Annotated in this window: 18 protein-coding genes; 8 read left to right on the top strand and 10 right to left on the bottom strand. The window is 57.0% G+C overall.

From position 1 onward, the window contains the following. From DC3_RS23580 to DC3_RS23565, 4 genes are all read right to left on the bottom strand, one after another. Window positions 1-576 (bottom strand): DUF1788 domain-containing protein, encoded by a 576-nt coding sequence (locus DC3_RS23580; RefSeq protein WP_146889203.1) that lies wholly within the window; start codon window positions 574-576, stop codon window positions 1-3. Next, complete coding sequence (locus tag DC3_RS23575) at window positions 573-1,178, bottom strand: DUF1819 family protein (RefSeq protein ID WP_146889200.1); 606 nt, start codon at window positions 1,176-1,178, stop codon at window positions 573-575. The genes DC3_RS23580 and DC3_RS23575 overlap by 4 nt, the downstream gene beginning before the upstream one ends. Before the next feature lie 87 nt (window positions 1,179-1,265). Next, complete coding sequence (locus tag DC3_RS23570; RefSeq protein WP_186816217.1) at window positions 1,266-4,871, bottom strand: HelD family protein; 3,606 nt, start codon at window positions 4,869-4,871, stop codon at window positions 1,266-1,268. 21 nt (window positions 4,872-4,892) lie between these two features. Beyond that, on the bottom strand, window positions 4,893-6,647 hold the full coding sequence (locus DC3_RS23565; RefSeq protein ID WP_146889194.1) for a M48 family metalloprotease: 1,755 nt from the start codon (window positions 6,645-6,647) through the stop codon (window positions 4,893-4,895). Between the two features lie 352 nt (window positions 6,648-6,999). Here DC3_RS23565 and DC3_RS23560 point away from each other — a divergent pair, with 352 nt between their 5' ends. From DC3_RS23560 to DC3_RS23540, 5 genes are all read left to right on the top strand, one after another. After that, the gene (locus DC3_RS23560) at window positions 7,000-10,365 is read left to right on the top strand and encodes a hypothetical protein (RefSeq protein WP_146889191.1); all 3,366 of its coding nucleotides are present in this window, start codon (window positions 7,000-7,002) and stop codon (window positions 10,363-10,365) included. Next, entirely contained in the window at window positions 10,362-13,139 is a 2,778-nt protein-coding gene (locus DC3_RS23555; protein ID WP_146889188.1) for a DEAD/DEAH box helicase, read from the top strand. The genes DC3_RS23560 and DC3_RS23555 overlap by 4 nt, the downstream gene beginning before the upstream one ends. Before the next feature lie 67 nt (window positions 13,140-13,206). Beyond that, on the top strand, window positions 13,207-13,497 hold the full coding sequence (locus DC3_RS23550; protein WP_222594825.1) for an ArsR/SmtB family transcription factor: 291 nt from the start codon (window positions 13,207-13,209) through the stop codon (window positions 13,495-13,497). Then, entirely contained in the window at window positions 13,494-13,880 is a 387-nt protein-coding gene (locus DC3_RS23545; RefSeq protein ID WP_146889182.1) for a VOC family protein, read from the top strand. Before DC3_RS23550 ends, DC3_RS23545 begins: the two co-directional genes overlap by 4 nt. Before the next feature lie 60 nt (window positions 13,881-13,940). Continuing rightward, window positions 13,941-14,585: an HNH endonuclease gene (locus DC3_RS23540; protein ID WP_146889179.1), complete on the top strand. Its 645-nt coding sequence runs from the start codon at window positions 13,941-13,943 to the stop codon at window positions 14,583-14,585. Between the two features lie 89 nt (window positions 14,586-14,674). Here DC3_RS23540 and DC3_RS23535 read toward each other — a convergent pair whose 3' ends face one another. Both DC3_RS23535 and DC3_RS23530 read right to left on the bottom strand, forming a co-directional pair. Next, the gene (locus tag DC3_RS23535; RefSeq protein WP_281292594.1) at window positions 14,675-15,853 is read right to left on the bottom strand and encodes a sensor histidine kinase; all 1,179 of its coding nucleotides are present in this window, start codon (window positions 15,851-15,853) and stop codon (window positions 14,675-14,677) included. Next, window positions 15,843-16,538, bottom strand: coding sequence for a response regulator transcription factor (locus DC3_RS23530; protein WP_146889176.1), 696 nt, complete (start codon window positions 16,536-16,538; stop codon window positions 15,843-15,845). The genes DC3_RS23535 and DC3_RS23530 overlap by 11 nt, the downstream gene beginning before the upstream one ends. Window positions 16,539-16,625: 87 nt before the next feature. Here DC3_RS23530 and DC3_RS23525 point away from each other — a divergent pair, with 87 nt between their 5' ends. Beyond that, window positions 16,626-17,255: a M15 family metallopeptidase gene (locus DC3_RS23525; protein WP_146889173.1), complete on the top strand. Its 630-nt coding sequence runs from the start codon at window positions 16,626-16,628 to the stop codon at window positions 17,253-17,255. Window positions 17,256-17,376: 121 nt separating this feature from the next. Here the strand turns inward: DC3_RS23525 and DC3_RS23520 are convergent, their stop codons facing one another. From DC3_RS23520 to DC3_RS23510, 3 genes are all read right to left on the bottom strand, one after another. Beyond that, window positions 17,377-18,327 carry an Ig-like domain-containing protein gene (locus tag DC3_RS23520; protein WP_146889170.1) on the bottom strand — a complete coding sequence of 317 codons (951 nt, stop codon included), beginning with the start codon at window positions 18,325-18,327 and terminating at the stop codon, window positions 17,377-17,379. 115 nt (window positions 18,328-18,442) lie between these two features. Continuing rightward, on the bottom strand, window positions 18,443-20,074 hold the full coding sequence (locus DC3_RS23515) for a sensor histidine kinase (RefSeq protein WP_146889167.1): 1,632 nt from the start codon (window positions 20,072-20,074) through the stop codon (window positions 18,443-18,445). Then, window positions 20,071-20,793, bottom strand: a complete 723-nt coding sequence (locus tag DC3_RS23510; RefSeq protein WP_146889165.1) for a response regulator transcription factor — start codon at window positions 20,791-20,793, stop codon at window positions 20,071-20,073. Before DC3_RS23510 ends, DC3_RS23515 begins: the two co-directional genes overlap by 4 nt. Before the next feature lie 69 nt (window positions 20,794-20,862). Here DC3_RS23510 and DC3_RS23505 point away from each other — a divergent pair, with 69 nt between their 5' ends. Together DC3_RS23505 and DC3_RS23500 are read left to right on the top strand one after the other, a co-directional pair. Further along, the gene (locus DC3_RS23505; protein ID WP_146889161.1) at window positions 20,863-21,177 is read left to right on the top strand and encodes a DMT family transporter; all 315 of its coding nucleotides are present in this window, start codon (window positions 20,863-20,865) and stop codon (window positions 21,175-21,177) included. Next, window positions 21,174-21,515 carry a DMT family transporter gene (locus DC3_RS23500; RefSeq protein ID WP_146889158.1) on the top strand — a complete coding sequence of 114 codons (342 nt, stop codon included), beginning with the start codon at window positions 21,174-21,176 and terminating at the stop codon, window positions 21,513-21,515. The genes DC3_RS23505 and DC3_RS23500 overlap by 4 nt, the downstream gene beginning before the upstream one ends. A gap of 54 nt (window positions 21,516-21,569) precedes the next feature. On the opposite strand, the gene DC3_RS23495 is transcribed toward DC3_RS23500, so the two are convergent. After that, the coding region (locus tag DC3_RS23495) for a copper-translocating P-type ATPase (RefSeq protein WP_222594824.1) at window positions 21,570-23,642 on the bottom strand (2,073 nt) is incomplete at its 5' end.

Raw genomic sequence — 23,642 nt, 5'->3', positions numbered from 1 at the left:
TCAGGATCTGGGCAGCAGACGGAAAGCCCGGTAGTAGTTGTCGTCTTTGAAGGTGGAGAACAGTTGCAGTTCCTGCCCGGTGTAGGTGCCGGGAAAGAACATGATCACGGGCAATTGATCGAGCTTGTCGTGCAGGTTGTTCAGCACGGTGTGGCTGCGCAGCATCGGCCACGCTGCCCCCACCCCGGTGATGAACACCATCTGGTGGTGGCTTTCCACCCTGGAAAAAAGCAGCTCGGCCAGTCCATCGATCTGCAGGGCGTCTTTCAGGGCATCTTCCAGGGCGTGGGTGCCCTCGGTCTGTTCCAGTTCAAAACAGGCTTCGAGAAGCTCATTGTTTTGCAGGTACTCCATCACCAGCTGGTACAGATGGATTTCGAGCACAGGGAAATCCAGTTTCTTCTGAAGTTCTTTCTGCAGATACCTCTGCACGGTGGGTTCGTCCTCGGGGTCATAATCGAAGATGTAAAACCCGATTTCATTGCCAATGCCTTTCCCCGACAGCAATTGCGGGTCGCTGAGCACCTTTGGAAGTTTTTCGAGCCGCTCTTTGACTTCGGTGTTGATCTGGATCATGCCTCACTCCGATCCAGCACAGCCAGCAACAGCGGTCTCATGTGATGCTTCAAAAGCAGGTTCCTGATGTTTTCACTGATGTAGGGAGGGGTGATGCGGTGCTCATCGCCGGACTTCTCCAGCACGCCTGCACTCACCGCCATCATCAGCAAATTGCGGGAGGTCCGAACAATCGTGCTTTCAGTCCAGCCTCTGACCTCTTCGGACTCGAGACGTTTGCGCTCCATGAAGCCCCGCACGTCTTGACGGGTGACCCCCTGTTGCAAAGTCAGCATTTTTTCCCTCACCACCTCCAGCATGAATTCCCGGATCAGACGATTGTCTTGCAAAACGATCAGGTAATTCATGATTTTTTTGTTGTCCAGCGAGGCGTCAAGCATTTCCGCCCACCATGCTTCAGGGATGTTTTTCAGTCGCCTTCTGATCTCCCTGAACGAATTTTTGCGGGTGGTTCGGTTGGATTGCTCAAACAGGTCGTCTTCCATCACGGCCTTCTGGATGGTTTCCCAGCTTTTGCCTTCATGCAACAAACGCACCACAGTCAGCGTTTCTTGCATCAAAAATCCCCGGGTAATTGACTGGTAGCTCTGTTCTCTGGTCATTGCAGTTTATCTTACCGTTCTGATCTTACAGAGATGTGGCGACAGGGAATGACGCAGTTTGAGGTGCAGAGAGGGGATCACACAAATTCACAGCCCCAGCCCCCGGGCGATGGAGGAGATTTTGTTCACCATGAGTCCAGAGTTGAAACTTGAGGTCCCCATCTCTTTGAACCGCAAAATTTCTGGCAGGAAATGCTTGATCAACACCAGATGGTATTTTCGGTCGATCATCTCCTGGAGTTTGCCTGCAGGTTTGTGCTTCTTGTGGCGGGCTTTTGGGTTGAGCCTGAGGTACTCGGTGAAGAACTCTTCGGAAGCAACAACAACCGGCCACTCTGGATGTTCAATCAATTTCTGAATGTTCCGCTGCAAGATCTTCAGGGTTTTCTCGGTCACCTCATCGCGGTTGTAGTACAACTCTCTCATGATGTGCTGGGCATCATTGACGTTGGTTTCAAAGATCAAAATCAACGAACGGTATTTCATCCACATGTCCCACTGGGCTTCAGGAATGTTTTGTGGCCGGTGGTGTCCGGGTTTCACCTGATGTTTGAGGCTGTTGATGCCGAGTTGCACCAGATCACGCACCAGGCTGTCCACAGTGCGTCCTCCAGAGCCTTCCGGTGACTGTTGAATCAATTGATTGACCGTCTGGACCAGGCCGTCACCCAGAAGATGGTTCAGGAAACGCTGATTGCTCGACCAGAATTTCATTTCACCTGAGGACATAAGGACTGGCTGTCGGGTCAGTTGCAATTCAAACTTTGGCAACTGATAGACCGCAAAGAGGGCACCCTGGAATGGCTTCACCTGTGGGATGTCCTGTGTAGCAGGCGCAGGGTCAAGCTGAGGTTCTGGGTTGCCTCTGGGTTCAAACGCCATCAACAAATCCAGGGTTTCCTGGCTGACGGAGACTGGGTTGGCGTACAGTTCCTTTTTCAGTCGGATGACTTCATGGACGAGCAGAAGCCTGAGGGACTCTGAGGGGAAAGAAAGCCACTCTTGCCAGATGTCTGAGGGAACATTGTCAGGCTTTCTGAGCCCGGGTACCGTTCCTGATTCAATGCAACGCTTGCCGAGCTGGTAAAGAAAAAGCAGTTCACGACTGACTTTGCCAGAAAGGTCCCTGGATTCTGCATCCATGTCCACAACAAAATCATCCCCCAGGAGTTCGCGGAATGTTGCACGGTGAAGCAGGTAGTACTGAAGTTCCCCATCATTGAAGTCTGCAGTGAGGGTGTGAACCTGTTCGCGCAGGTCCTGGTAAGGTCTGGCATGGGATTTCAGGCGAATGAAATAGGAGGTGCGCTGTTTTTGTGTGGGATGAACGCTGCTCTGTGGTGATGGGTTTTTCTTTAATGCTGCTTTTGCTGGGGGGGGCGGTGGGGTTTTGCTGAGCGGTTTGCTGGGGCTGGTGCCGTCATGAAAATGGTTTTTGCGTACCCCTCGGGTCAATTTCAGGTGTTCTGATGCCTGGCCCACGGAGTAAAGGTGGAGTTCATGGAGCGCGCGGGACACCGCCACAAACAGCAGTTTCCCCAGCACCGGGTTCTGGGAAGAATAGTTGGCTTCACTGACGTCATACACCATCACGGCCTCAAACTCCATGCCCTTGGAGACCGCCACAGGCAGCACACTCACGATGCTGTCGGGGTTCTGGTCGGCAGCCCTGGGATTGTTTTCCAGTTGCAGGTTGTTGGGGATGTGATGCTGCTCAAGCCACCTGCTGATGGCTTCTGCCTGTTTCTGGTCCCGGGTCAGCACCGCGATGTTTTTTCGACCCCGATCCGCCAGCTGGAACAGTTCTTCTGTCATCACCTGCAGCAGTCGATCTTCATGATCAGATTGGTGGAACACGGGTTTTGGGCCTGAGCGCTCCACCGGAATTGCAGAAAGGGATTGTTTCCCCCGGACGGCCTGTTGCACTGCGTTGCACAGCAGCACAATTTCTCTGGTGCTCCGGTAGTTCTGGGTGATTTTTTCGCGCATGGCCGAGGTTCCCAGAACCTCTTCAAGGGTGTCCCAGCTGTCCAGTCCACGGTGGGCGAAGATGTTTTGTGCGGTGTCTCCAACGATGGTGTAAGAGTTTTCAACGTTGTGTTCCCTGAGCAGCGCAAATTGCAGGGGTGTGAAGTCTTGTGCTTCGTCCACAATGATGTGTCGATACTGGGGACCTGGAGCACCGGTCAGGCGTCTGAACAGGGCATAGAGGGGTGCCACATCAGCCATTTCCAGGCTCGTGCTGGTGACCTCTTGATCAGGGTCTTCATCTTGCGGTTTGCGTGATTTTCGAGGGGCTTTTGCTGCAAGGCACGCCATCTCGTCAGTCGAGAGGAGGCCTGCAGCCACCTGTTGCAGGGTCTCCAGTTCAAACAATTCCCTGTAAAATCCAGCCAGGTTGAACCTGCGGTAAAGCCTCCCAAAGTGGGTGTTGATTTTGGCTGTCATGCTTTGCAGATAGGCGCGGTCTTCTGCATCCCTGGGCAGTCCAAACTTTTGGATGTGTTTTTGCATGAAGTCTTCTTGCAGGTTTTGCAGGAACTGCTGCCTTCGTTCACCGTATCCTGTGTGGGTTTCAAATGCAGTGCGCAATGCTTCTTGCAGAGCATGAGGTGAGAACACCACCTGAACCACTTGTGCACCAAGTTGCTCTTCGAAAGAGACGTCCTGGTCTGGCAACTGAATGCGGGTGTACAAATGATGGGCATAACGGTCCAGCACTTTCCTGAATTTCAGACTGTTTTTCAGCGCAGAACTCCGCCAGGCCCTGTTTTGCTCTGGACTGTTCTGAACGCGCAGGAAAGAATCAAAGTGGGGATCTTCCACGGTCTGTGCAGCGTCAAAAAGCACGTGCCTGTCCTCCCGAATCTGACTGAAAGCCCAGTCAAAAAAAGTCACCTGTTGGACCCCTTTGACCCCAAGGGCAGGAAGAAGATCCCGGACGTAATGCAGAAAACGACGGTTGGGTGCGAGAACCAGCACATCTGAAGTTTTCAGGTTGTAACCCGACTCGGGGAAGAGCAAATAAGCCAGACGGTGAAAGGCCACAGAGGTTTTTCCACTTCCGGCCACCCCATGAAGAATCACAGGCAGTTTCAAGTCTGCCCGAATGATGCGGTCTTGATCCACCTGAATGGTTTCCACGATGTCCTGCAAGCCAGGATCTCCACGTTGTGAAAGTTTGCGAATCAAAAACGAATTTTCTGAGGCGGTTGTTCCAGTATGGGTTTGCCGGTAATCCACCTCGTCATTCATGTAGTGGATCTGATACAGGTTCAGTTCAAACCTTCGACGGAGCAGCAGGTTCACCTGATGGTTTTTTTTGGTCCCAGGAACATAATAGCTCTGTTGTTTTGCATTGCCCTGAATGAACAGGGAATACACAGGGGACTGCCAGCTGAGCACCGTCATGTGAGGCATGCGAATGTGTGCCCTGCCAAAATAGAAATTCTGTCTTTTTCCGGTGCTGTCGGTGAATTCCATCCGTGCAAAGTAAGGTTTGTACTGGTTGTCCTCCAGACTTTTCAGCGCCTCTTCGCGGATGCTGAGGTTCAGGTTGCGGTTGGTCCAGTTGTTGCCTCCACTTTCCATGCGGCCTGTGCGGTGATGCTCAATTTCCTCTTCGATCAGCAAAGCAGTTTGGCGAAGGACTTTCTTCTCCAGTTCATACTCTGGGTGTTGTGCTGGGTTCATGACCATCACTCCTTTGACCGTTCAGGCCTGCAGTTTGCTGGAAAGCAGTGTGAATTGCTCCTGGCTGATTTTTCCGCTGTCCAGCATGCGCAACAGCATCATCAGATCAGGTGTTGCTTCTGGGGTTGCAGGTGTTTGCTCTGCCTGAGGAGCTGTTTTCCACTGAAATTGATTCAGGAAGGTTCTCAGCACGCCAAAGGGATTGTCGTTGAGCAAGGTCAGAACATTGGATTGTTCTAGCAGTGGAAGGTCCACAAAAAGGTTCTGAGGCAGAGGTTTGTTTTTCAGATGAATGGCAAACACCACCAGTTCTTTGATGGTGTTGGGGTCCTGTCCTGGCTTTGGCATGGGTTTACCGCGTTTCAAATGAAGCTCTTCGATGTTATCGTAGTAGAATGAGTGCTGCACAGTTTTCCCAAATCCGCCTGCAGCCACCAGCCCGGCTTTAACCACCAGAATGCGATCAGTGGTGAAGGCCAGTCCAATCCCCATATTGGTTTCCACTTCTTGCAGAATTTGTTCGTTCCCCTTCAGGGACTGGTTCACCAGGTTTCCCAGCCCTCCGGTCAGTTTGCTGGTGCTGTACTGGGCTTTTGAGGTTCTGGGGGTGACACTGCCCGCTTCACGGGTGACTTCGGTGGATTCCTGGGGTTTGACGGTTTTGAACAGGTGGTCCTGAATTTTCTCCCCGCAGTGAAAGCAGTAGACCTGATAGCGGCTGTTGGTTTTCTGGCAGCGGTGGCAGGTGCACTTGATTTCATCCGGCAAGGACATGTGGAGGGTCTGGCTCGTCCTGGGGTGCTGGCAGTTGGGGCACTGCGCATGCTGGTCAGCCACAAAAGCACTGCACTTTTCACACCTGGCACCTGGATGGGGGTAGAGCCTGTAGTGCTGGTCGAGGCCCTGAAGATGCTCCTGCCGCACCAGGCCCTGATAGGTGCTGGACTGGTGCCACTCCTGCAGGGCTTTGGCACGGATCACCGGGTAAGGGTGGGTCATTTCCAGCACGCCCGACATCAGGTTGTAGACCTTGCCACTGAAGGTGTCGCTGATGCTGCTGAACTCCTCTCCCTGCTTCATGAAGGCGTCCAGGTTGAAATGGTCCGGGTCCACCCAGCCACCAGCGAGTTTGAGCAGGGTCTGGACGCCCAGTTCAGGAGAACCGGTCACCAGGGCAGCGGCCCGGTCTGCAGTGAATTCGGCCACCCTGGACCAGTGCATGAGTCCCAGCAGCAGGGCCTGCTGCAAGCCCTGCTGGAACAGGATCCCGATCCCAGGAATGAGGTTGATGGCACCGGAGGTCAGCACTTGCATCATGGACTGGTAAAGCACATGCCCGCTTTTGATGTGACCGAGCTCATGAGCAATCACCCACTGGATTTCCCGGCTGCTCATGACGTGCAAAAGATCGGCGTGCAACACCACATAAGGCTTGTTGCTGCCTGTGGCGTAGGCATTGATGCCGGGTCTGTTGCTGATGAAGAGCTCAGGCTCAGGAATGTCCAGGGCCCTGACGGTTTCCTGGAACACCCGGTACAGCTGTGGGTGCTGGACCGGACCCACCCTGATGTGGTTGGCCAGATCCATCAGGTAACCCTGGCGTTCGAACATGGCTCCCGAAAGGGCCTTGAACACCGTGTCAAAACCCTTGATGTTGCGTGCGGTGCTGAGCAGGCGGCGGTCATCCGGGTGCTCGTAGTGGTGGGATTGCAGGCCTGGAAAGTCCTGAATGGGATGCTGGGTGTTCCATTGGGCCTGGGAGAGTCGGTGGGTCATGAGCAGGAACCTTTCACGAAGCGAGTTTGATTTGATTGAACCACATGCGTGCGTCAGGAAGTGTCGCAGGATGTGTGGGCTGATCCCAGCTTACTGGATGCCCATTGCAAGTCTGGTGATGAATTTTGAAGAAACAGGGAATTTGCCCAAGCAAAACATCAACAGAGAAAAGAACTGAACACAAATCAAAGCATATTGCCACAAAAAGTTACAAATTTTTAACAATACATGGATTCACTGAAAATGCAAGAACCACGCGACGTTATGTGTCGCTCAACAGTTGTATGCTGAAAACACAAAAGCAAGAGGCCGCCAGAATTTCAGCTGTTCCGTTTTCCATGAAAAGGTGACCATGACCCTGTCCGCAGTTCCGTCCACAATTCACGTCACATCGTTGCAGACCGCCAACACCTCAAGACTCGCGAGGTGCACTGATCTGCTGAAAACCGACTTCAGGGTTGAAGTCTCCAGGCACTGGCACCTGCGAAATGCAAATCAACTGGCCCTGGCACAGCTTGAAGAGGCCAACCGCCTGCTCAACATGTGGAAAGTCCATCAGGAGAGATTGTCAGATGTGGATCTGTCTCTTGAGGATCTTCGATCGGTGGTGGTTCCTGAGGCCCTGATGCCTCTGCTGCAAAAAGCAGACCTGAGGACTCTTCACCGGCGCAAGGGTGATCTTGATCAGATGCAATCCCGCCTGGTCCACCTCACCGCGAGCATCGAAGAACATCAGGTTCACCTGCAAGCGCTGACCCGCTGGATGGTCTTGCAAGAGGAACTCGGTCAGCAGGGCTTCGGTCACCGCATGAAATTGCTGTTGCCCCAGTACCGGGCGGAACACAAAAGCAAGCAGACGGAAATGGAAACCCTGCAACGTGAACTTCAGCCTTTCCTGGCAAAACTCGGAGCGACCACCCTGGAACAGGGCTGGCAGGGATGTCACACGAGGTTGCAAAGCCTGCAACAGGAGAAAGACGCCCTGCACCGGGAGCGTCTCACAATACGGCTCACCCCTGAAGAGCAACAGGTGCTCAAATTTCACCGGTCTCAATGTGAACTTTACCAGGCGGCTTTTGAGGCCAGGGAAATCCTGGAAAGGCACGACGCCTTGCTCAGGGACATTCAGCAGAAATTTCCACACATCAGTTCCCTGACCCAGGCACAGCAGGAGTTCAGCGCCGCCAGAGATCAGGTGGCGGGTCTTGCTGTTGCTCTGAGATTGCTGGACCCGCCCAACCAACATAAAGGGTTTGCAGCCCCTGTTTTCCCCAAAACGCAGCACAGCTTGCATGTTTTCTTGCAGGTGGAGCCGGCGCGGGAAGACACCCCCGAATTGACTACGGAGGCAAATGACTCAGTGACCCTGCAACACCAGTTGCTGCAGGTGCTTGCCATGCGTCTCACTTTGCTGGCCCATCAGGATCAACACCAGAAAACAGAAACGGTCCAGTTGCAAGCTGTGACAGAGCTGGATGCGCTGGGCATCGAATCAGAGGTCCTTCACACAGAAAGAAGCACCCTTGAAGTCGATGCACTGGACCTGTCTTCTGATGAACTTTTGTCCTCTGCCCCTTCAGCAGAACTGGACCTGGATCCGGTGTTTCTGGACCCATCAGAAGGACAGGGCCTGGCATTTACAGAACAGGTTGAGTCATCAGATGACCACTTGCTGGACGAGGCTTTTCTTCAGCCCGTGCAGCTCTTTGAGCCCGTGCAGCCCATCCCTGAGGTGAAAACACCTGCCTCCTCTCATCAGCCTGGCCTGTGGGACAGCGAAGCGTTCACTTCCCCACTGGCCCTCTTTTTTGAAGTTGAAGAGGTGGAGGACACAGGTCTGTTCTCAGAAGACCTTGCCCTCACCGAGAGCCCAGTACCGATGGTTGAAGAGGCCACCCGTGCACACCCTGCAGCGGTCAATGGTTCTGTCTTTTTGCTGGACCCACAAACCAGGCAACTGTTCGACGGCTCCAGGTTGCTCACTCCAGGGTGGCTTTCACAGCTTCAGCAGGCCCAGCAGATCACTGCAAAAGCCCTGCAGCAAGCGAGCAACCGGCTCAATGTGCTTGAAGAAATCGTACGGCATCTGCAGCATGTGCCGGTCAAGCACATTGTGCATGTTCCCACGGGTTTGCGGAGCAGCCTCAATGAAGACCTGCATCACCTCAGGCAACAGGCCGCACAGCGCCAGCAGGTGTGGCAGACCCTCTTTGAGAAACGCAAATCCATCTTGCAGGACATTCAGGAATGTGAAGCGCGGGTGTCAGATTTTGGCACCCTGGACCTGCTGAAGAAGCAGATGGCAGAACTTCAGGAAAAAAAGGGTCCGCTCACGGCAACACAGAAAACGATTCTGGCCCGCAAGCAAAAGGCCCTCAGTCGGCTGGACAATCAGTTGCAGGTGCACTGGAAACCGGGATGCACAAACCACCAGCAGGCCTGCCTGGACCAGCAGAAAAAACTGGAGCATTTGCGGGCATCTGCAAAGACCCTGCAGGTGGCCCTTGAAAGCTGCATGCCCAGTGAACAGGACATCCTGCTGCTGAAATACAGTCTCTCACAGCTGAAGGAGTACCAGCAGGCTTTCGAAAAAATCCCGACTTTCCAGCTGATTCAGATGGCACTGGACGCCCTGATCGAGTACTTTCCTGGAACCAGCCCACACAGATGGCAGGTGTTGCAAAACCACCTTCAAGAAGAGGTGCAGGGTCTGACCCACCGGATGGAGGTCCTCACCCCCAGAAACCACATGGGTTTTGAACCCCTCAGGCGTGCACTGTGGCAGTCACCGCTCCTGGATTTCCTTCCAGAACTGAAGCAGGCCGGCCTGGAATGTTCCGTGGCCCATTCGGATCTGGATGAAATGATCCATCCACATGAAATTCTGGGCCCAGATGTTTTCGAACAGAATGCTCAGGGATTGGCTCTGCTGGAGAACGTTGAAGTTTTGGACGGGCGTTCCGAGCTGCAATTCGTTCAGGTTTCACCGACGGATGAAGAACATCTGGATGGGCTGGAGGTGGACCCTGATCTGGACCTCCCTGAGCCCTGGGATTTTATGGACGGGCCGGTGTTGCAGCACGACCCCCTGCCAGAGTTCCAGGATCTGGAATTTGAAACGATCCAGGATTCTGGCCCTGAAGAGGTCAAGGCCGTCTTCGTCATTGACCTCTGGGATCTCGACGACGAGACCGGGGTGGCAGAGCCTGCCAGTGAAGTGGATGATGGACGTCTCACCACCACCCGAATCGCTGAACAGCGGGCTGCTGACCTGGCTTTAAGGCATGATGTCAGTCACGCCTTTGACTTCCTGGCTGAAGCACTTGACCTGAAAATCATTGGGAAAAGGGTCCACACCCTGCAGAAATTGATTGAGGCTGGACACAGCATCGAAGCCATCGAATTGGCATACCGCACCCGCCTCCTGGTCAGCGAATCTCATCACTTCTGGTACAGCTGGAAGAAATATGGAGAGCTGAGGGCCACACCGCATCTGCTGTCCTGGGACCATGCCTTGAAGTTTGTGGCCTGCTTCCATGGCCTGCCGGACATGACCGAAATTGAACTCACCATGCAGGCCATTTTGGATTTGCACGCTGATCATCCCTGGTTCAGGGGAGAGACCAGTGCGTGTTTTGTGCTGATCCACCTGATCCGCAATTGTCCACCCCACATCGACATGAATGTGTATGTTCACCATCTGCTGGAGGCCATGTGATTCCCGTTCCCGGAACCCTGATCAAACACCGAAGCCGACCCGAACGCCGGGCCAAAGTTCTCGAAGTGGTGCAGCACCCCACACCCAGAGCCAAAGTGCAGTGGGACGACCAGATGGTGAGCCACCTGCCGGTGCAGGAACTGCGCAGTGGCCTGATGGTGGGTGCCGAGGTGACGGTTTACCGCATGAACCTCTCAGATCGGCTGGGTGAAGGCAAAATCATCACCCAGCGGGTTTTTGCAGGAATGGAGCAGGTGCTGGTCCACCTTTACCAGACAAACGACACCCACTGGTTTCCCTGGCAGTGCGTGCGGGTGAACACCTCCCCTTACACCCTGCTGGCGAAGGGACGGCTCCCCAGAGGGCATCACCCGGAACGGTTCCGGTTGCAACAACTGGCTCACCTGATCCAGCACTGGCAGCACAACACTGGGGCCCTGAGTCAACTGGACATTGACCCCTTGCCCCACCAGGTGTCTCTGGTCCACCGCATTCTGACATCGGGAAGCCTCAACTGGCTGATTGCCGATGATGTGGGCCTGGGGAAAACCATCTCTGTGGGCCTGCTGATCACCGCCCTGCAATCCAGGGGCCTCAGGCGCTTCCTGATTGTGGTGCCCGCGGGTCTGACCCGGCAATGGCAGGAGGAAATGAGTTCCAAATTCAACCTCAGGGACTTCCAGATTTACGGGCAGGACTTTTTCATTCAGGACCCCCGGCACTGGCATGGCAAAAATCAGGTGATTGTCTCCCTGGACCGGGCCAAGCAGGAAAATCACCTGGAGACTCTGCTGGCCGCCGACGACTGGGATTACGTGATTTTCGATGAGGCACACCGCCTCACCCGCTCTCAGTACGGCAACAGTTTTGTGGCTTCTGAACGATACGAACTTGCCAGCCACCTCAGGAACCGCAGCCGCAATGTGCTGCTTCTCACCGGCACCCCGCACCAGGGCAAGATGGACCGTTTCCGGGCCTTGCTGGAACTGCTGCGGCCCGGTGAAGCCTGGCGGCGGCAGCTGGATCGGGTGCAAATCCAGCCGGAAGTGCTCAGGGATGTGATCATCCGCAACCGCAAGTCGGAAGTCACCGACAAGGACGGCAAGCTGCTCTTCAAACACAAGTCCACCCACCGGGTGGACGTGCCTCTCTCTGAAACAGAAAAGATATTTGACCGGCAACTCAGGCTGTACCTGAAAAACGGTTATGCCCGCAGCCGTGAACTGGGCCACAAGGGTCTGGCCATTGGTTTTGTGATGACCGTGTACCGCAAACTGGCCTCCAGCAGCTTTGAAGCGATCACCTCCGCCCTCGAAAGGCGACTGCAGAAACTGAACCATGAAGATGAATCCAGAAACACCAACCTGGTTGAAGATGAGCGTTATGTGGAGCAAGAGGAACAGGCCGACTCCCGGACCGACAGCACACCCTTTTTCGTGGGAGAGGAACATTTGCTCAAGGACCTGATTGATCTGGGCCGAAGGCTGGTCCCGACCGACAGCAAAAAACAAACCCTGATGGAGCATGTTCTGCCCCAGGTTTTGAAACAAAGCCCTCACGAGAAGCTGCTGGTTTTCACAGAGTACCGGTCCACCCAGGAAGACATCTGCAAAGCCCTGGAGAAAAAGCATCCGGGCAAGGTGCGGTTGTTGAACGGTTCAATGTCCCTTGAGGAGCGCAGGCAGGTCATTGAGGATTTCAATTCCGAAGCCCAGTTTTTGATTTCCACTGAGGCTGGTGGAGAGGGCCTGAACCTGCAAAGAAATTGCCACATCATGGTCAATTACGATCTGCCGTGGAATCCCATGCGGCTGGTACAGCGGGTGGGTCGCCTGTACCGTTACGGGCAGGACCGGAACGTGGTGGTGTTCAATCTGCAATCTGCGGACACCCTGGACAGTGAAATCCTCTCCACCATGTATGAGAGCCTCAGTCAGGTGACGGCGGACCTCTGCAAGGTCAGTGGGGATTACGGGGCCGGTCTGCAAGACGAAATTCTCGGTCAACTGGCCTCTGCCCTGCAGGTGGAGGACCTGCTCGCACAGGCGGCACATGCCACACGCGAACAGACCCGCAGTCAGCTGGAAGAGGCTCTGTTTCTGGCACGTGATGCCGCCGCAAGGCAACAAGAACTTCTGAGTCACGCTTCTGGATTCAGTCAGGAGTGGATGAAAGATCAGCTGCAGGTGACCCCTGAGCACCTGCAGAACTTCCTGGAGGGCATGGTCAAGATCACCGGGATTGAGGTTACGAGCCGCCTTCACAGGGGTGAGGTGTGGGAACTCAAACTTCCCGAGCAGGTTCGCAAGGAGACGGGCATCCGGCACAACCTGAAGGTGACCTTCAATCGCAACCTTGCACTGCGCTCCAGGGAAACCACCCATCTGGACATCGGTCATCCCTTGCTCAGGCATCTGCTGAAGGTGGCCCTTGGAGTGGAGTTTTCGGAACCCGTATCTACCTTGCACGGCCGTGGGGTTCTGGTGGGGGCTGTGCTGGTCTGGCAAAACGACCAGGGCATGATCCTCAGGGAAGAGTATGTGCTGATGCACTTTGATGGCAGCCAGTGGCAGGTCAATCCACCGGAGATGCTGGAAAGCCTTCTTGAGAATGAACCGCCAGGTCATGACAAGGCAATGCCTCTGCCCAGGGAACCCCTGGCGGCTGCCCTGGAGCAGGTTCTGGTTCACAAAGCCAGAAACCGAACCCTACCGGTGGACGCCCGGGTGGTGGGGGTGGCCTGGCTCAATGATCGTGTGGAGGTTACAGGTTGACCTGGGTGGTGCACCACCCAGCGGTCTTGCCTTGACAGGCAAGTCACAACTTGCCTATACTCGGCGGGTGCCGGACCTCTTTGAAGCCCTCGCCACCCCCGCCAGGCGAAAAATTCTTGATGCCCTCTGTGAACGGGACGGTCAGACCCTCTTTGAAATCTGTGCCCGACTCAGCGTCAAATCCAACCTGAGCATGACCAGGCAAGCTGTCTCCCAGCATCTCGCTGTGCTGGAAGAGGTTGGACTTCTCACCGTCACCCGGCAGGGCCGCTACAAACACCATCACGTCAACACTGCACCCCTCAACCAGATTGTGGAACGCTGGCTGAAACCCACACCCCCGGAGGCAAACCCATGAAAATTGTTGTGACCAGCGTGTTTGTGGACGATCAGGAAAAAGCCCTGAAGTTTTACACGGAGATCCTGGGTTTCGAGAAGAAGACCGATGTCCCGGCAGGGGCCTACCGCTGGCTCACCGTGGTGTCCCCCGAAGACCGAGGAGGGGTTGAACTCTTGCTGGAGCCTGATGCACACCCTGCTGTGGGCCCTTTCAAGAAAGCCCTGGTGGATGACGGCATTCCCTGCGCCTCCTTTGCAGTGAAAGATGTCCAGGCAGAGCATGACCGGCTGGTGAAAGCCGGGGTGCACTTCACCCAGCCTCCCATCCACATGGGACCGGTGACCACCGCCGTATTTGATGACACTTGCGGCAACCTGATCCAGCTGGCCCAGATGCACTGAAAGTAGAACCCCCGACTCAACCCTGACTGCTCAAGGTTGAGGTTCAAGAGAAGGCCCAATGTGAGAAAAGTTCGCCTGCCAAAAGTGCTCAGGCAAAAACAGAAAAGCAGCAAAGCTGAGCGCCAGAAGGCTGCAACTGCACGGGTGGCCCACAGCCAGAAACCCCCCGGGTACCGGCGTTTCACCCCGCAGTCCGAGTTGCCTGCTGAGCGTTTCGATGAAAATGGAAACCGGTTGTGCCGCCTGTGCTCCACCCCTCTCTCCGGCAGAAGGCGCAGCTGGTGCTCACAGGATTGTCAGGACCACTGGCTGATCCGCTCGATGCCGTCTTTTGCCAGAAAGAAAGTCTTTGAGCGGGACCGGGGCGTGTGCGCTGAATGTGGTGTGGATGCCCACACCCGCGACTCCCGGATTGCCCGTCAGGTCAGGGCCGAAGAAAAACGGGTGAAGGCCATCTTGAGTCCTCAGCAACTGAAACAGCACCTGCAAAGCCACCTGCAGCAAGTGGCCACCGAATTCGGACTGGACACACCCAAAATGATGGGCTGGCAGATGGACCACATTGTGGCCGTGGAAGACGGAGGCGGAGAGTGCGGCCTGGAGAATTTGCAAACCCTGTGCACGGTGTGCCACAAGAAGAAAAGCAAAGCCCAGGCTGCAGTGCGTTCCCGCAAAAGAAAAGCCTCTTCTGTTCCTGTGCCCTGAGGCACTTGCAAAGTCTTCTGGGATACTGGAGTGCTTGAGAGCAGATTTTGATTTTCAGGAGGGTCTTTGCTTCTCCACACGCCGGGTCTTCAGGGCCTGAGGCCTTTTTCTGGTTTGTCACGTTCATGTGGATGTGAAGGCAACTGCACCGTGATGTGGAGTCCTCCTGCAGCTCTGGGAGTGAGGGAAAGCCTCCCATCGTGTGCCTGGGTGATGCTGCGGGCAATGGCCAGACCCAGACCGACCCCTGCATGGTCGGAGTGGATGCGTCCGGTGCCTCGCACAAAAGGTTCCACCAGTGTGGACACCTGTTCGGGGGAGAGCACCTCCCCGGTGTTTTCGACGGAGAGCATGACCCCACTGGAAGAGCGGCCCGTGGTGACCCACACGGTTCCGCCCGCTGTCAGGTTGTGGACAATGGCGTTTTGCATGAGGTTCATCACCAGTTGCCTCAGCAGCAGGGGAGAGCCCGGGGTGGGGGTCACGTCACCGGAAACCTCCAGGGTGATTCCTCTTTTCTCGGCCAGAGGGATGAGGGTTTCGGAAGCTTCTTCCACAATGAGAGAAAGGTCTACCCTTTCGCGGGTGAAGGACCTCTGGTCTGCCTGACTGAGCAGAAGCAAAGCTTCGGTGAGGTGGATGGCCCTCAGGTTCACCTCGTGAAGGCGCTCCACAAGCTCACCTTCCAGCTTTCCAGGGTCCTTGCGGGCCACCTCCAGCAGGGTCTGGGTGACAGAAAGGGGGGTGCGCAGTTCATGGGAGGCGTTGGCGGCGAACCTGCGCTGCTCGGCAACGTGGGCCTCAAGTTTTTCGAGCATGCCATCAAAAGCATCCGCAAGTTCACGGAATTCATCTGAGGGGCCTTCCAGGGCAATGCGGTGGGAGAGGGACCCTTCTGCTGCCAGTCGGGTGGCCTGGGTGATGCGGGTCAGGGGAAAAAGCATTCTTCCTGCGAGAATCCACCCGCCCACCAGACCAAACACCAGCAAGAACACCAGTGCCAGGGTCGCTTTTGGCACAAATGCCTCTTCCAGATCCGAACGGTTGGGCACGAACAGAGACCGCGGAGCATCCGGGAAGGGTCGCCCCGTGGAGGGGGCCACACGTTCGGTCTGGGGCACGGCCTGAATGTGGATTTTTTCGGGCACGTAACGCAGCAGAAACACCCACACCACCGCCAGCAGCAGGGTGCCTGCCAGCATGAGGAACCCGGCGTAACTCAACTTCAGTTTCAGGCGAACGCTCAGTCCGGGTGGCCTATTCACCATCCACTTCCGCACCTTCTGCGTCTGCTCCCCTGTGGATGCGGTAACCCACCCCGGGCACCGTCTGGATCAAAGAGGGCTGCCCAAGCCGCTTGCGCAGGGCGGAAACCGTGATGCGCACCGCATTGGTGAAAGGATCGGCACCCTCATCCCAGGCCCTGTGCAGGAGTTCCTCGGCACTGACCACCCCGCCCTGGGCCAGCATGAGCGCCTCAAGCACTGCAAACTGCTTGCGGGTCAATGGAACGTAGCGGCCCTCGCGGTACACCTCCCGGCGAAATGGATCAAGCCTCACACCCAGCATCTCCTGCACCGGGGGCCTGCTGTGAGCACGCCTGCGGTTCAGGGCGCGGAGCCTGAGCACCAGTTCTTTCAGCTCAAACGGCTTGGTGAGGTAGTCATCAGCCCCGAGTTCAAACCCTGACGCCTTGTCGTCCAGTCGGGTGGCAGCAGTGAGCATCAGGATCGGCAGGCCACTTCCGGATTTCACCACACGTCTGGCGATGTCATCCCCGGAAGGACCGGGAATGTCTCGGTCCAGAATCAGGATGTCATACATGTTCACGGCCAGCAGCTCCAGGGCCGTGTTCCCATCCAGGGCAATGTCGGCAGCGATGGCCTCCAGACGCAGGCCCTGCTGGATGGCCTCTGCCAGGTAAGCTTCGTCCTCGACGATCAGCACTCGCATGAGCTCCATTCTATCGGGACCTGCATATCGTGGGCATATCGAAATCCCCATACACGCCTGCAACATCCTTTCTTGCTTAGTGAAGGCATGAATGAACGCGCCCCACACCCCCACACCCGTCTGGTCCGAACAGGGCTTCTTGCTGTCCTGGTGGCTTTCCTCTCGGCGCCCACAGGATGGTTTTCTCCACCATGGACCACTCCCGTTCCGTCAGAGGCTCCTGAATCCACCTCCCCATCCTCCCCCGGGCTCCACCAGGACCCCTCCAGTGAAGCAGAGGGGGTGGTGCACGGGCACCTGACCCTGTTTGATGGACGTCATCCTGCCGTCGTGAGGCTTCGCCCACAACTGCGCTCTGCACTCCGCGAGGCAGCCGCAGATGCCGCTGAAGAAGGGGTCACTTTTGGGGTGAACAGTGGATGGCGGTCCCGCAAGTACCAGCACCAGTTGCTTGAGGAGGCCATCAGCAGGTACGGATCAGAAAGGGAAGCTGCACGCTGGGTGGCCACAGCAGACACCTCCCCCCACGTCTCAGGCGAGGCCGTGGACCTCGGGCCTGCCTCTGCTGCCCTCTGGCTTTCAAGGCACGGCAGCAGGTACGGGCTGTGCCAGATCTACCAGAATGAACCCTGGCATTTTGAGCTGCGCCCACAGGCGAAAACCATGGGCTGCCCACCCATGTATGCCGATCCCACACATGACCCCAGGATGCCGTGACATGCACGGTGGGCACAGCGAAGTACAGCGAAAAAACCGTTGATCCCAGGTGGCCTCTCTGAAGACCGGTTCACAAAAAAGAGGATGGGTTTGACTCCATCCTCTTTTTTGCAGGTGCCTCTCAGGGCATCACGATGGTCTGTTCGATCTGGGAGTAATGGAAATCTCCCGTGAGCACGTCCTCAAAATGGTCAGAATCCGGGGTTCTGGTGAAGGCCGTGAGTTCAATTTCGTAGACTTTGCTGGCATCCAGGGTCAGGTTGGTGAAAGTCACTTCCCTGTCGTTCAGGCTGTCATCCACATACGCAAAGGACAGGATTTTGTTGTCGGTGACATTGTAGATGCGCAGCAGGTAGGATTCTGCTCCCGGCACATCGTTCCAGGTGACCAGAACCTGACTGAAGCTCAGAGCTTTTGCGGTCACCCCGGTGATGGCTGGAAGTTTGTTGTTGATGTTCACGTTGAAGGTGTCTGTGTAGGTTTCACCATCCACGGTGAGGGTGAATTTGTAAGCTCCGGTCACCGCGGGGATCGGCACCCCTTTACTGGTGATCAGGCGGGTGTAGTAAGAGGTGGAGGCATTGTTGAGGGTCAGGTTGCTGGTGAAGACGCCATCATCCCAGCTTGCGGGTCCATCGATGCGATAGGGTGCCGTCGGGTTCGCAGGCTTCTGTCCAGTACGGGTGCGGAATTTGTACATGAAGGCGGTCTGTCCGGTGTTGCTGCTGCCACCAAGGACGCGCAGACCGTAGGTTTTGGTGTCGTTGGTGCTGTCACTGATTCCATTGACGGTGGCGGTGATTTTGACGGTGCCGAAGTTTTTGGCGGTGACCCTGCCCTGGCCGTCCACCACAGCAACATCCGGGTTGCTGGAGGTCCAGGTGACGTTCCCGGAGGTGACCTTGCCGTCTTTGTCTTTGAGGGTTGCGGTCAACTGGGTTTGTGCATTGATTTTGAATCCGGGTGCTTCACTCACCACCACGGAAGTTGCTGGGCCTGCAGGTGTGGTGGGATTGCAAGCGGCGAGGGCGAGCACAGAGGACACCAGAACATACACTTGCATTGATTTCATGACTTCTCCTATGATTGCGTTTGACCTGAAAGGATCAATGGTCAGTTTAACATGCCATCTTTATGTGAAATGACACCAGTTCAGTGCACCAGCTTTTGCTGGCAGGCTGAGGTGGTCACCCAGAAGGAGGTGGGTCTGATGGTTGCTGGCGCGTCCCTGTGAAGACTTCTTTCATGCGGGCTGCAGGGAAGTTGACCGTCACCTCGGTGCCCGCTCCAGGGGTGCTTTTCAGGGAAACGGTGCCACCCATCTGCTGCACGAGCTGCTGGCACAGGGTGAGGCCAAGTCCTGCATGCCGTCCGCCTGCTGCAGGCTCTGCCCGGTAGAAACGTTCAAACACATGGGGGAGGTGCTCTGCAGGAATGCCCCGTCCAGTGTCTCGCACCATCAAGGTCACCCATCTGTCTTGTTCAGAGAGGGTCACGGTGATGTGGCCTTTTTCGGGGGTGTGCTGCAAACTGTTGGACAGCAGGTGACCCAGCACCTGCTGCAAACGCACCCGGTCGAGGTGCAGCAGCACCGGACCCTCAGGCAGCTTCGCATGCAGGCCCACCCCCTGGCCCCTGGCCTGCTGGTGAAACGCTTCCACAGAGTGTTGCACGACCTCCCCCACATTCAGGGTTTCGAGGTGCAGACGAAAGGCAGGGCTTTCCATGCGCATCAGGTCAAACAGGTCATCCAGCATGCGCTGAAGGGCCTGTGCCTCGTGGTGGATGATGGTGATTTTCTGCTCCAGAGGGCTCCCCTCCAGACGGTCACTGAGGTCCTCGCTGAAGGCCAGCACGTGACTGAGGGGGGTGCGCAGATCATGGGAGATGTCCTGCAGAAACGCCCGCTGCTGCCCGAGGGTGTTTTGCAGGTCCTGCAGGGTGCAAGACAGGCTTTCCCCCAGTGAAGAGAGGTCGTGACCCAGTTGCCGCAATTCTGCAGGTCCGGAAAGCGGCACCTGCAAATGCAGATCTCCAGAGGCCATCTTCTGGGCCGCATTTGAGAGGTCCTCGATGGGCCGACTGAGGGTTCTGGCTTCACGGCGCGCAAAGAAACCCGACACCAGCAGTGCCCCCAGGGTGGCCGGGAGGGCCATCAGGATGAACCAGCCCAGCAACACCAGCAGGTACATCACCACCGAACTGATCCCCAGCCATTCCTTGCGCACATGCAAGGTGGTGATGGCCAGGTGCCGGCCTTCTCCCAGAGGGGTGATCCAGGTGTGTCCCGCGCTGCAGTTCAGCAGCCAGTCGGGCATGTTTTTGATGCGTTCACGCCAGGCTGAGAGGTTCACGGTGCTGATGGCATTCCCTTGCTGCATCTGCCCAGGCCAGCCTGCAGGGGCATCTCCGGGCGTGAGGAGCTGGCTCCACACCACCTTGCCATCTTCCAGCAGGCTCACCTGGTCCTGCCCAGCAAAGAACGAGACATCGATGCTGTAGATGTCCATGCTGAGTTCCCTGGAGCCGCGTGACCTCTGGTCCAGGCTCAACTGGTTGGGTTCCAGCCACTCCAGCACCTGCATTTGCTGCTTTCTGGGAAGTTCCCGCAACACCTGCACGATAGGACGGGCCTCTTTCATCAGGCGTTTCAGGTGTGCTTCGCTGGACTCCGCAAAGAGACGCTGGCCCAGCGGGGGCAGGCTCAACAAGAGGAAAAGCACCCCCAGCAAGGTGAGGTTCACTTTCAGAAAGGACCTGAGCAGGGAGTCCCTCAGGGAGAACCTGCCCTCTGAAGGGTGGGGTGGCCGCAGTTTCATGGCTGGAGTTTGTACCCCACGCCGCGCACCGCCACAATCGCACCGGACAGCAGGGCGCCTTTGCCGAGGTGCTCTTTGAGGCGCCTCACCAGAGCGTCGACACTGCGGTCAAAACCTTCAAACTGCCCGCCCCACACCCGCTCGATCAACTGGTTGCGGGTGAACACCCGTCCGGGGTGCTCCATCAGGCAGTGCAGCAACTCGAACTCCCTTCGGGTCACCTCCACAGGCGCACCCTTCACCTGCACAGTGCGCCCATCGAGGTCCACGGTGCAGTCCAGCACACTGAGCCTCCTGCCCGGTGAAGCCTGCACCTGCCGCAGGGCTTCTTGTCTTCTGAGTTGCGTGCGCACCCGGGCCACCAGTTCCCGGAGGGAGAAAGGTTTCACCACGTAATCGTCCGCTCCGAGCTCCAGTCCCACAATGCGGTCATTCTCCGCGCTTCTGGAGGTCAGCATGATGATCGGGGTGAGGCTCTCCTGCCGGATCTTGCGGCACAGGGTGAAACCATCCACACCGGGCAGCATCACATCCAGCACCACCAGATCTGGTTTGAACAGGTGAAACTGTTCCAGGGCACCTTCCCCGGTGGGCCACACTTTCACTTCAAGCCCGAATTCCTGCAGGTTTTCAGCGAGCAAACCGCCCAATTTTTGTTCATCGTCAATGATCAGGACCTTCACGCCCCACATCTTAGCGGTCACAGAAATGCCTTTCATCAGTCGTCAAGACGTCACGGGGCTTTTTTAGAGTGTGGGCTGGTGGGCCATGACCCACCTGGAGGACACATGGCATGGATGCAATTGATGCTGGCCGGGGTTCTGGAGACCCTCGCCACCACCTTCCTCAAACTTTCAGACGGGCAAAAGCACCTGATTCCGACAGTGCTGTTCTACCTTTTCATGCTGTGCAGTGTGCTTTTGATGGCCCACACCCTGCAGAAATTGCCGATGGGCACCGCGTACGCCGTGTGGACCGGGGTGGGAGCCGTGGGCACCACCCTGGTGGGCACCTTGTGGTTCGGTGAACGCTGCAGGGGTCGCCGGGTTTTCTTTCTTTTGCTGGCAGCCACCGCACTGGTCGGCCTGAGGCTGTTGCCATGAACAGGGCCTGGCTGGATCTGGCCCTGGCCGGGGTGCTGGAGGTGGTGTTCACGGTGGCCCTGAAACTGTCCAGCCTGCACCCCCCCAGGCACCCCCTGGTGCTCTCCTGGAGGGAAGGTCTGGCCATGCTGGCCGCCTACCTGAGTTTTCACCTGCTGTCCCGGGCCTTGAGGCATGTTCCACTGGGCACCGCGTACCTGATCTGGACGGGTCTGGGTGCGGCAGGCACCGTGCTGGTCGGCTGGGTGTTTTTTGGTGAAGCCCTTTCTGCTGCCCGGGTGGGGTGCATTGTGGTCTTGCTGGTCGCCATGATGGGACTGAAAACCACTTCCAGTTGAGGGGTCAGATGCAAAAGAGGCACCCTCTGCAGGGTGCCTTCATTTTCTTGCGGGTCAGGCCTTCTTGATCTGCACCCTGTTCAGTGAAATGGCGTTGAGGGTGACCGTGACGGTGGAGATGCTCATCAGGAGGGCTGCCCACTCAGGCTTCAGGAGGAGGCCCAGGGAGGGGTAGAGCACCCCTGCAGCCACCGGGATGGCCAGCACGTTGTAGATGGCGGCCCAGAAGAGGTTTTGCACAATCTTGCCTTTCACTGCCCTGGCCAGGCGGATGGCCACAGGCACCGCTGCTGGATTGTCTTGCAAGAGCACCACCCCGGCGGTCTCGATGGCCACGTCCGTCCCGGTCCCAATGGCGATCCCAACTGTGGCGGTGGCAAGGGCAGGTGCGTCATTGATGCCGTCCCCCACCATGGCGACCTTCCGGTCTTTGTGCAGCAAATCCTGAATTCGGCCCCGCTTCTGGTCAGGCTTCACTCCGGCGATCACCTGATCGATCCCGACCTGCCTCGCCACTGCCCGGGCGGTGTGCTCGCTGTCCCCGGTGAGCATCACGGTTTTGATGCCCAGACGGTGCAGTTCCTGCACGGCCCTTCTTGCTTCGGGGCGCACCTGATCGGACACCCCAAGGAGCCCGATGAGATGCTGTCCTCTTGCCACGTACATCACCGTCTCACCCTGCAAGGAAGCTTCCTCGGCCATCCGGGCGGTGTTTTGCAGGGGGATGCTTGCCCGCAGCATCAAATCCACGTTCCCCACCCGCACGGTCCCTCCTTCCAGCCGGGCCTCCACCCCAAACCCGGAGATGTTCTGGAAGCCTGAAGCTTCAAGCAGGGGGAGGTTTTTTGCCTGTGCCCCTTCCACAATGGCCCTGGCGAGGGGGTGGTCGCTGTGCTGATCCACACTGGCTGCCAGGCGAAGCACCTCGTCTTCACTGCCTTTCAGGGCCACCACCCGGGTGAGGGAGGGTTTTCCTTCAGTGAGGGTCCCGGTCTTGTCGAAGACCACGGTGTTGAGTGTGGCGGTGTTCTCCAGGTGGGTGGCCGTCTTGAAGAGCACCCCTTCTCTGGCTGCCCTGCCCATCCCGACGGTGATGGCGGTGGGGGTGGCGAGGGCAAGTGCGTCTGGACAGGTGATCACGATCGTTGACACTGCAGCAGTGAGGGCAAACACCACGTTTCCGGTGAGGAGCATCCACACGGTAAAGGTGATGAGTCCTGCCAGGAGCGCCACGTACACCAGGTACCGCCCGGCAGTGTCCGCAAGCCGCTGTGCCGGGGCATGGCTGCCCTGCGCATCCTGCACCATCCGCACGATGTTCGCGAGGGCGGTGTCCGAACCCACCTTCTGGGCCTGCATGTGGAATGAGCCGTCCTTGTTGACCGTCCCACCCGCCACGGTGTCCCCACCCTTTTTCAGCACTGGAACGGGTTCACCGGTGATCATGCTTTCATCGACGTAACTCTCACCCGATGTGACCTGACCGTCCACCGGGATGCGGTCCCCGGGTTTCACCACCAGGGTGTTTCCGGGTTTCACTTCAGAGAGGGGCACGGTGAATTCCTGGTGGCCTCTGACCACCCGGGCGGTTTCTGGAACAAGATTGAGCAGGGCCTCCACGGCCTTCCCGGTGGAGAAACGTGCCCGCATCTCCAGCCAGTGCCCCGCAATCGAGAAGGTGGTGAGCATCGCTGCCGCTTCATAGAAAACTTCTCCTTTGAAGAGGAAGGTGGCGGCCACCGAGTACAGGTAACTCACCCAGATGCCCAGGGCGATCAGGGTCATCATGTTGGCTTCCTGGTGTTTCAGGGCTTCCCAGGCACTGCGGGTGAAGAGGCTCCCGCCCCACAGGATCACCGGAGTGGTCAGCAAAAACCCGAAGACCTCCATGGAAAGCCCGAAAGGGGGCATGACGTGAAAGCCCAGGCTCTCCCCGATGGGAGAGTAAAGCACCGCTGGTACAGTGAGGATCAGGGAGAGGATGCCTTTGACCAGCATCTCCTGGACCATTTCTGGCCCGTGCCCTTCATGGTGGCCTGCATGGCCCTGGTGTGTCCCATGTGCAGTGTGCACGTGCTGATGAAGGTGCAGGTCGGGTTGAGGGGGGTCCGGTGATGGAACCTGTGT

The sequence above is a fragment of the Deinococcus cellulosilyticus NBRC 106333 = KACC 11606 genome (assembly GCF_007990775.1).
Classification (GTDB): domain Bacteria; phylum Deinococcota; class Deinococci; order Deinococcales; family Deinococcaceae; genus Deinococcus_C; species Deinococcus_C cellulosilyticus.
The sequence above is the reverse complement of the archived record's forward strand: the minus strand, read 5'-3'. Positions and strand labels throughout refer to the sequence as shown.

Coding starts and splice junctions, on each gene's coding strand:
- DC3_RS23535 (WP_281292594.1), bottom strand. CDS start 15,853: ATGGTGAATAGGCCACCCGGACTGAGCGTTCGCCTGAAACTGAAGTTG.
- DC3_RS23565 (WP_146889194.1), bottom strand. CDS start 6,647: ATGACCCACCGACTCTCCCAGGCCCAATGGAACACCCAGCATCCCATT.
- DC3_RS23510 (WP_146889165.1), bottom strand. CDS start 20,793: ATGAAAGGCATTTCTGTGACCGCTAAGATGTGGGGCGTGAAGGTCCTG.
- DC3_RS23575 (WP_146889200.1), bottom strand. CDS start 1,178: ATGACCAGAGAACAGAGCTACCAGTCAATTACCCGGGGATTTTTGATG.
- DC3_RS23560 (WP_146889191.1), top strand. CDS start 7,000: ATGACCCTGTCCGCAGTTCCGTCCACAATTCACGTCACATCGTTGCAG.
- DC3_RS23525 (WP_146889173.1), top strand. CDS start 16,626: ATGAATGAACGCGCCCCACACCCCCACACCCGTCTGGTCCGAACAGGG.
- DC3_RS23570 (WP_186816217.1), bottom strand. CDS start 4,871: ATGAACCCAGCACAACACCCAGAGTATGAACTGGAGAAGAAAGTCCTT.
- DC3_RS23505 (WP_146889161.1), top strand. CDS start 20,863: ATGGCATGGATGCAATTGATGCTGGCCGGGGTTCTGGAGACCCTCGCC.
- DC3_RS23580 (WP_146889203.1), bottom strand. CDS start 576: ATGATCCAGATCAACACCGAAGTCAAAGAGCGGCTCGAAAAACTTCCA.
- DC3_RS23520 (WP_146889170.1), bottom strand. CDS start 18,327: ATGAAATCAATGCAAGTGTATGTTCTGGTGTCCTCTGTGCTCGCCCTC.
- DC3_RS23500 (WP_146889158.1), top strand. CDS start 21,174: ATGAACAGGGCCTGGCTGGATCTGGCCCTGGCCGGGGTGCTGGAGGTG.
- DC3_RS23545 (WP_146889182.1), top strand. CDS start 13,494: ATGAAAATTGTTGTGACCAGCGTGTTTGTGGACGATCAGGAAAAAGCC.
- DC3_RS23515 (WP_146889167.1), bottom strand. CDS start 20,074: ATGAAACTGCGGCCACCCCACCCTTCAGAGGGCAGGTTCTCCCTGAGG.
- DC3_RS23530 (WP_146889176.1), bottom strand. CDS start 16,538: ATGCGAGTGCTGATCGTCGAGGACGAAGCTTACCTGGCAGAGGCCATC.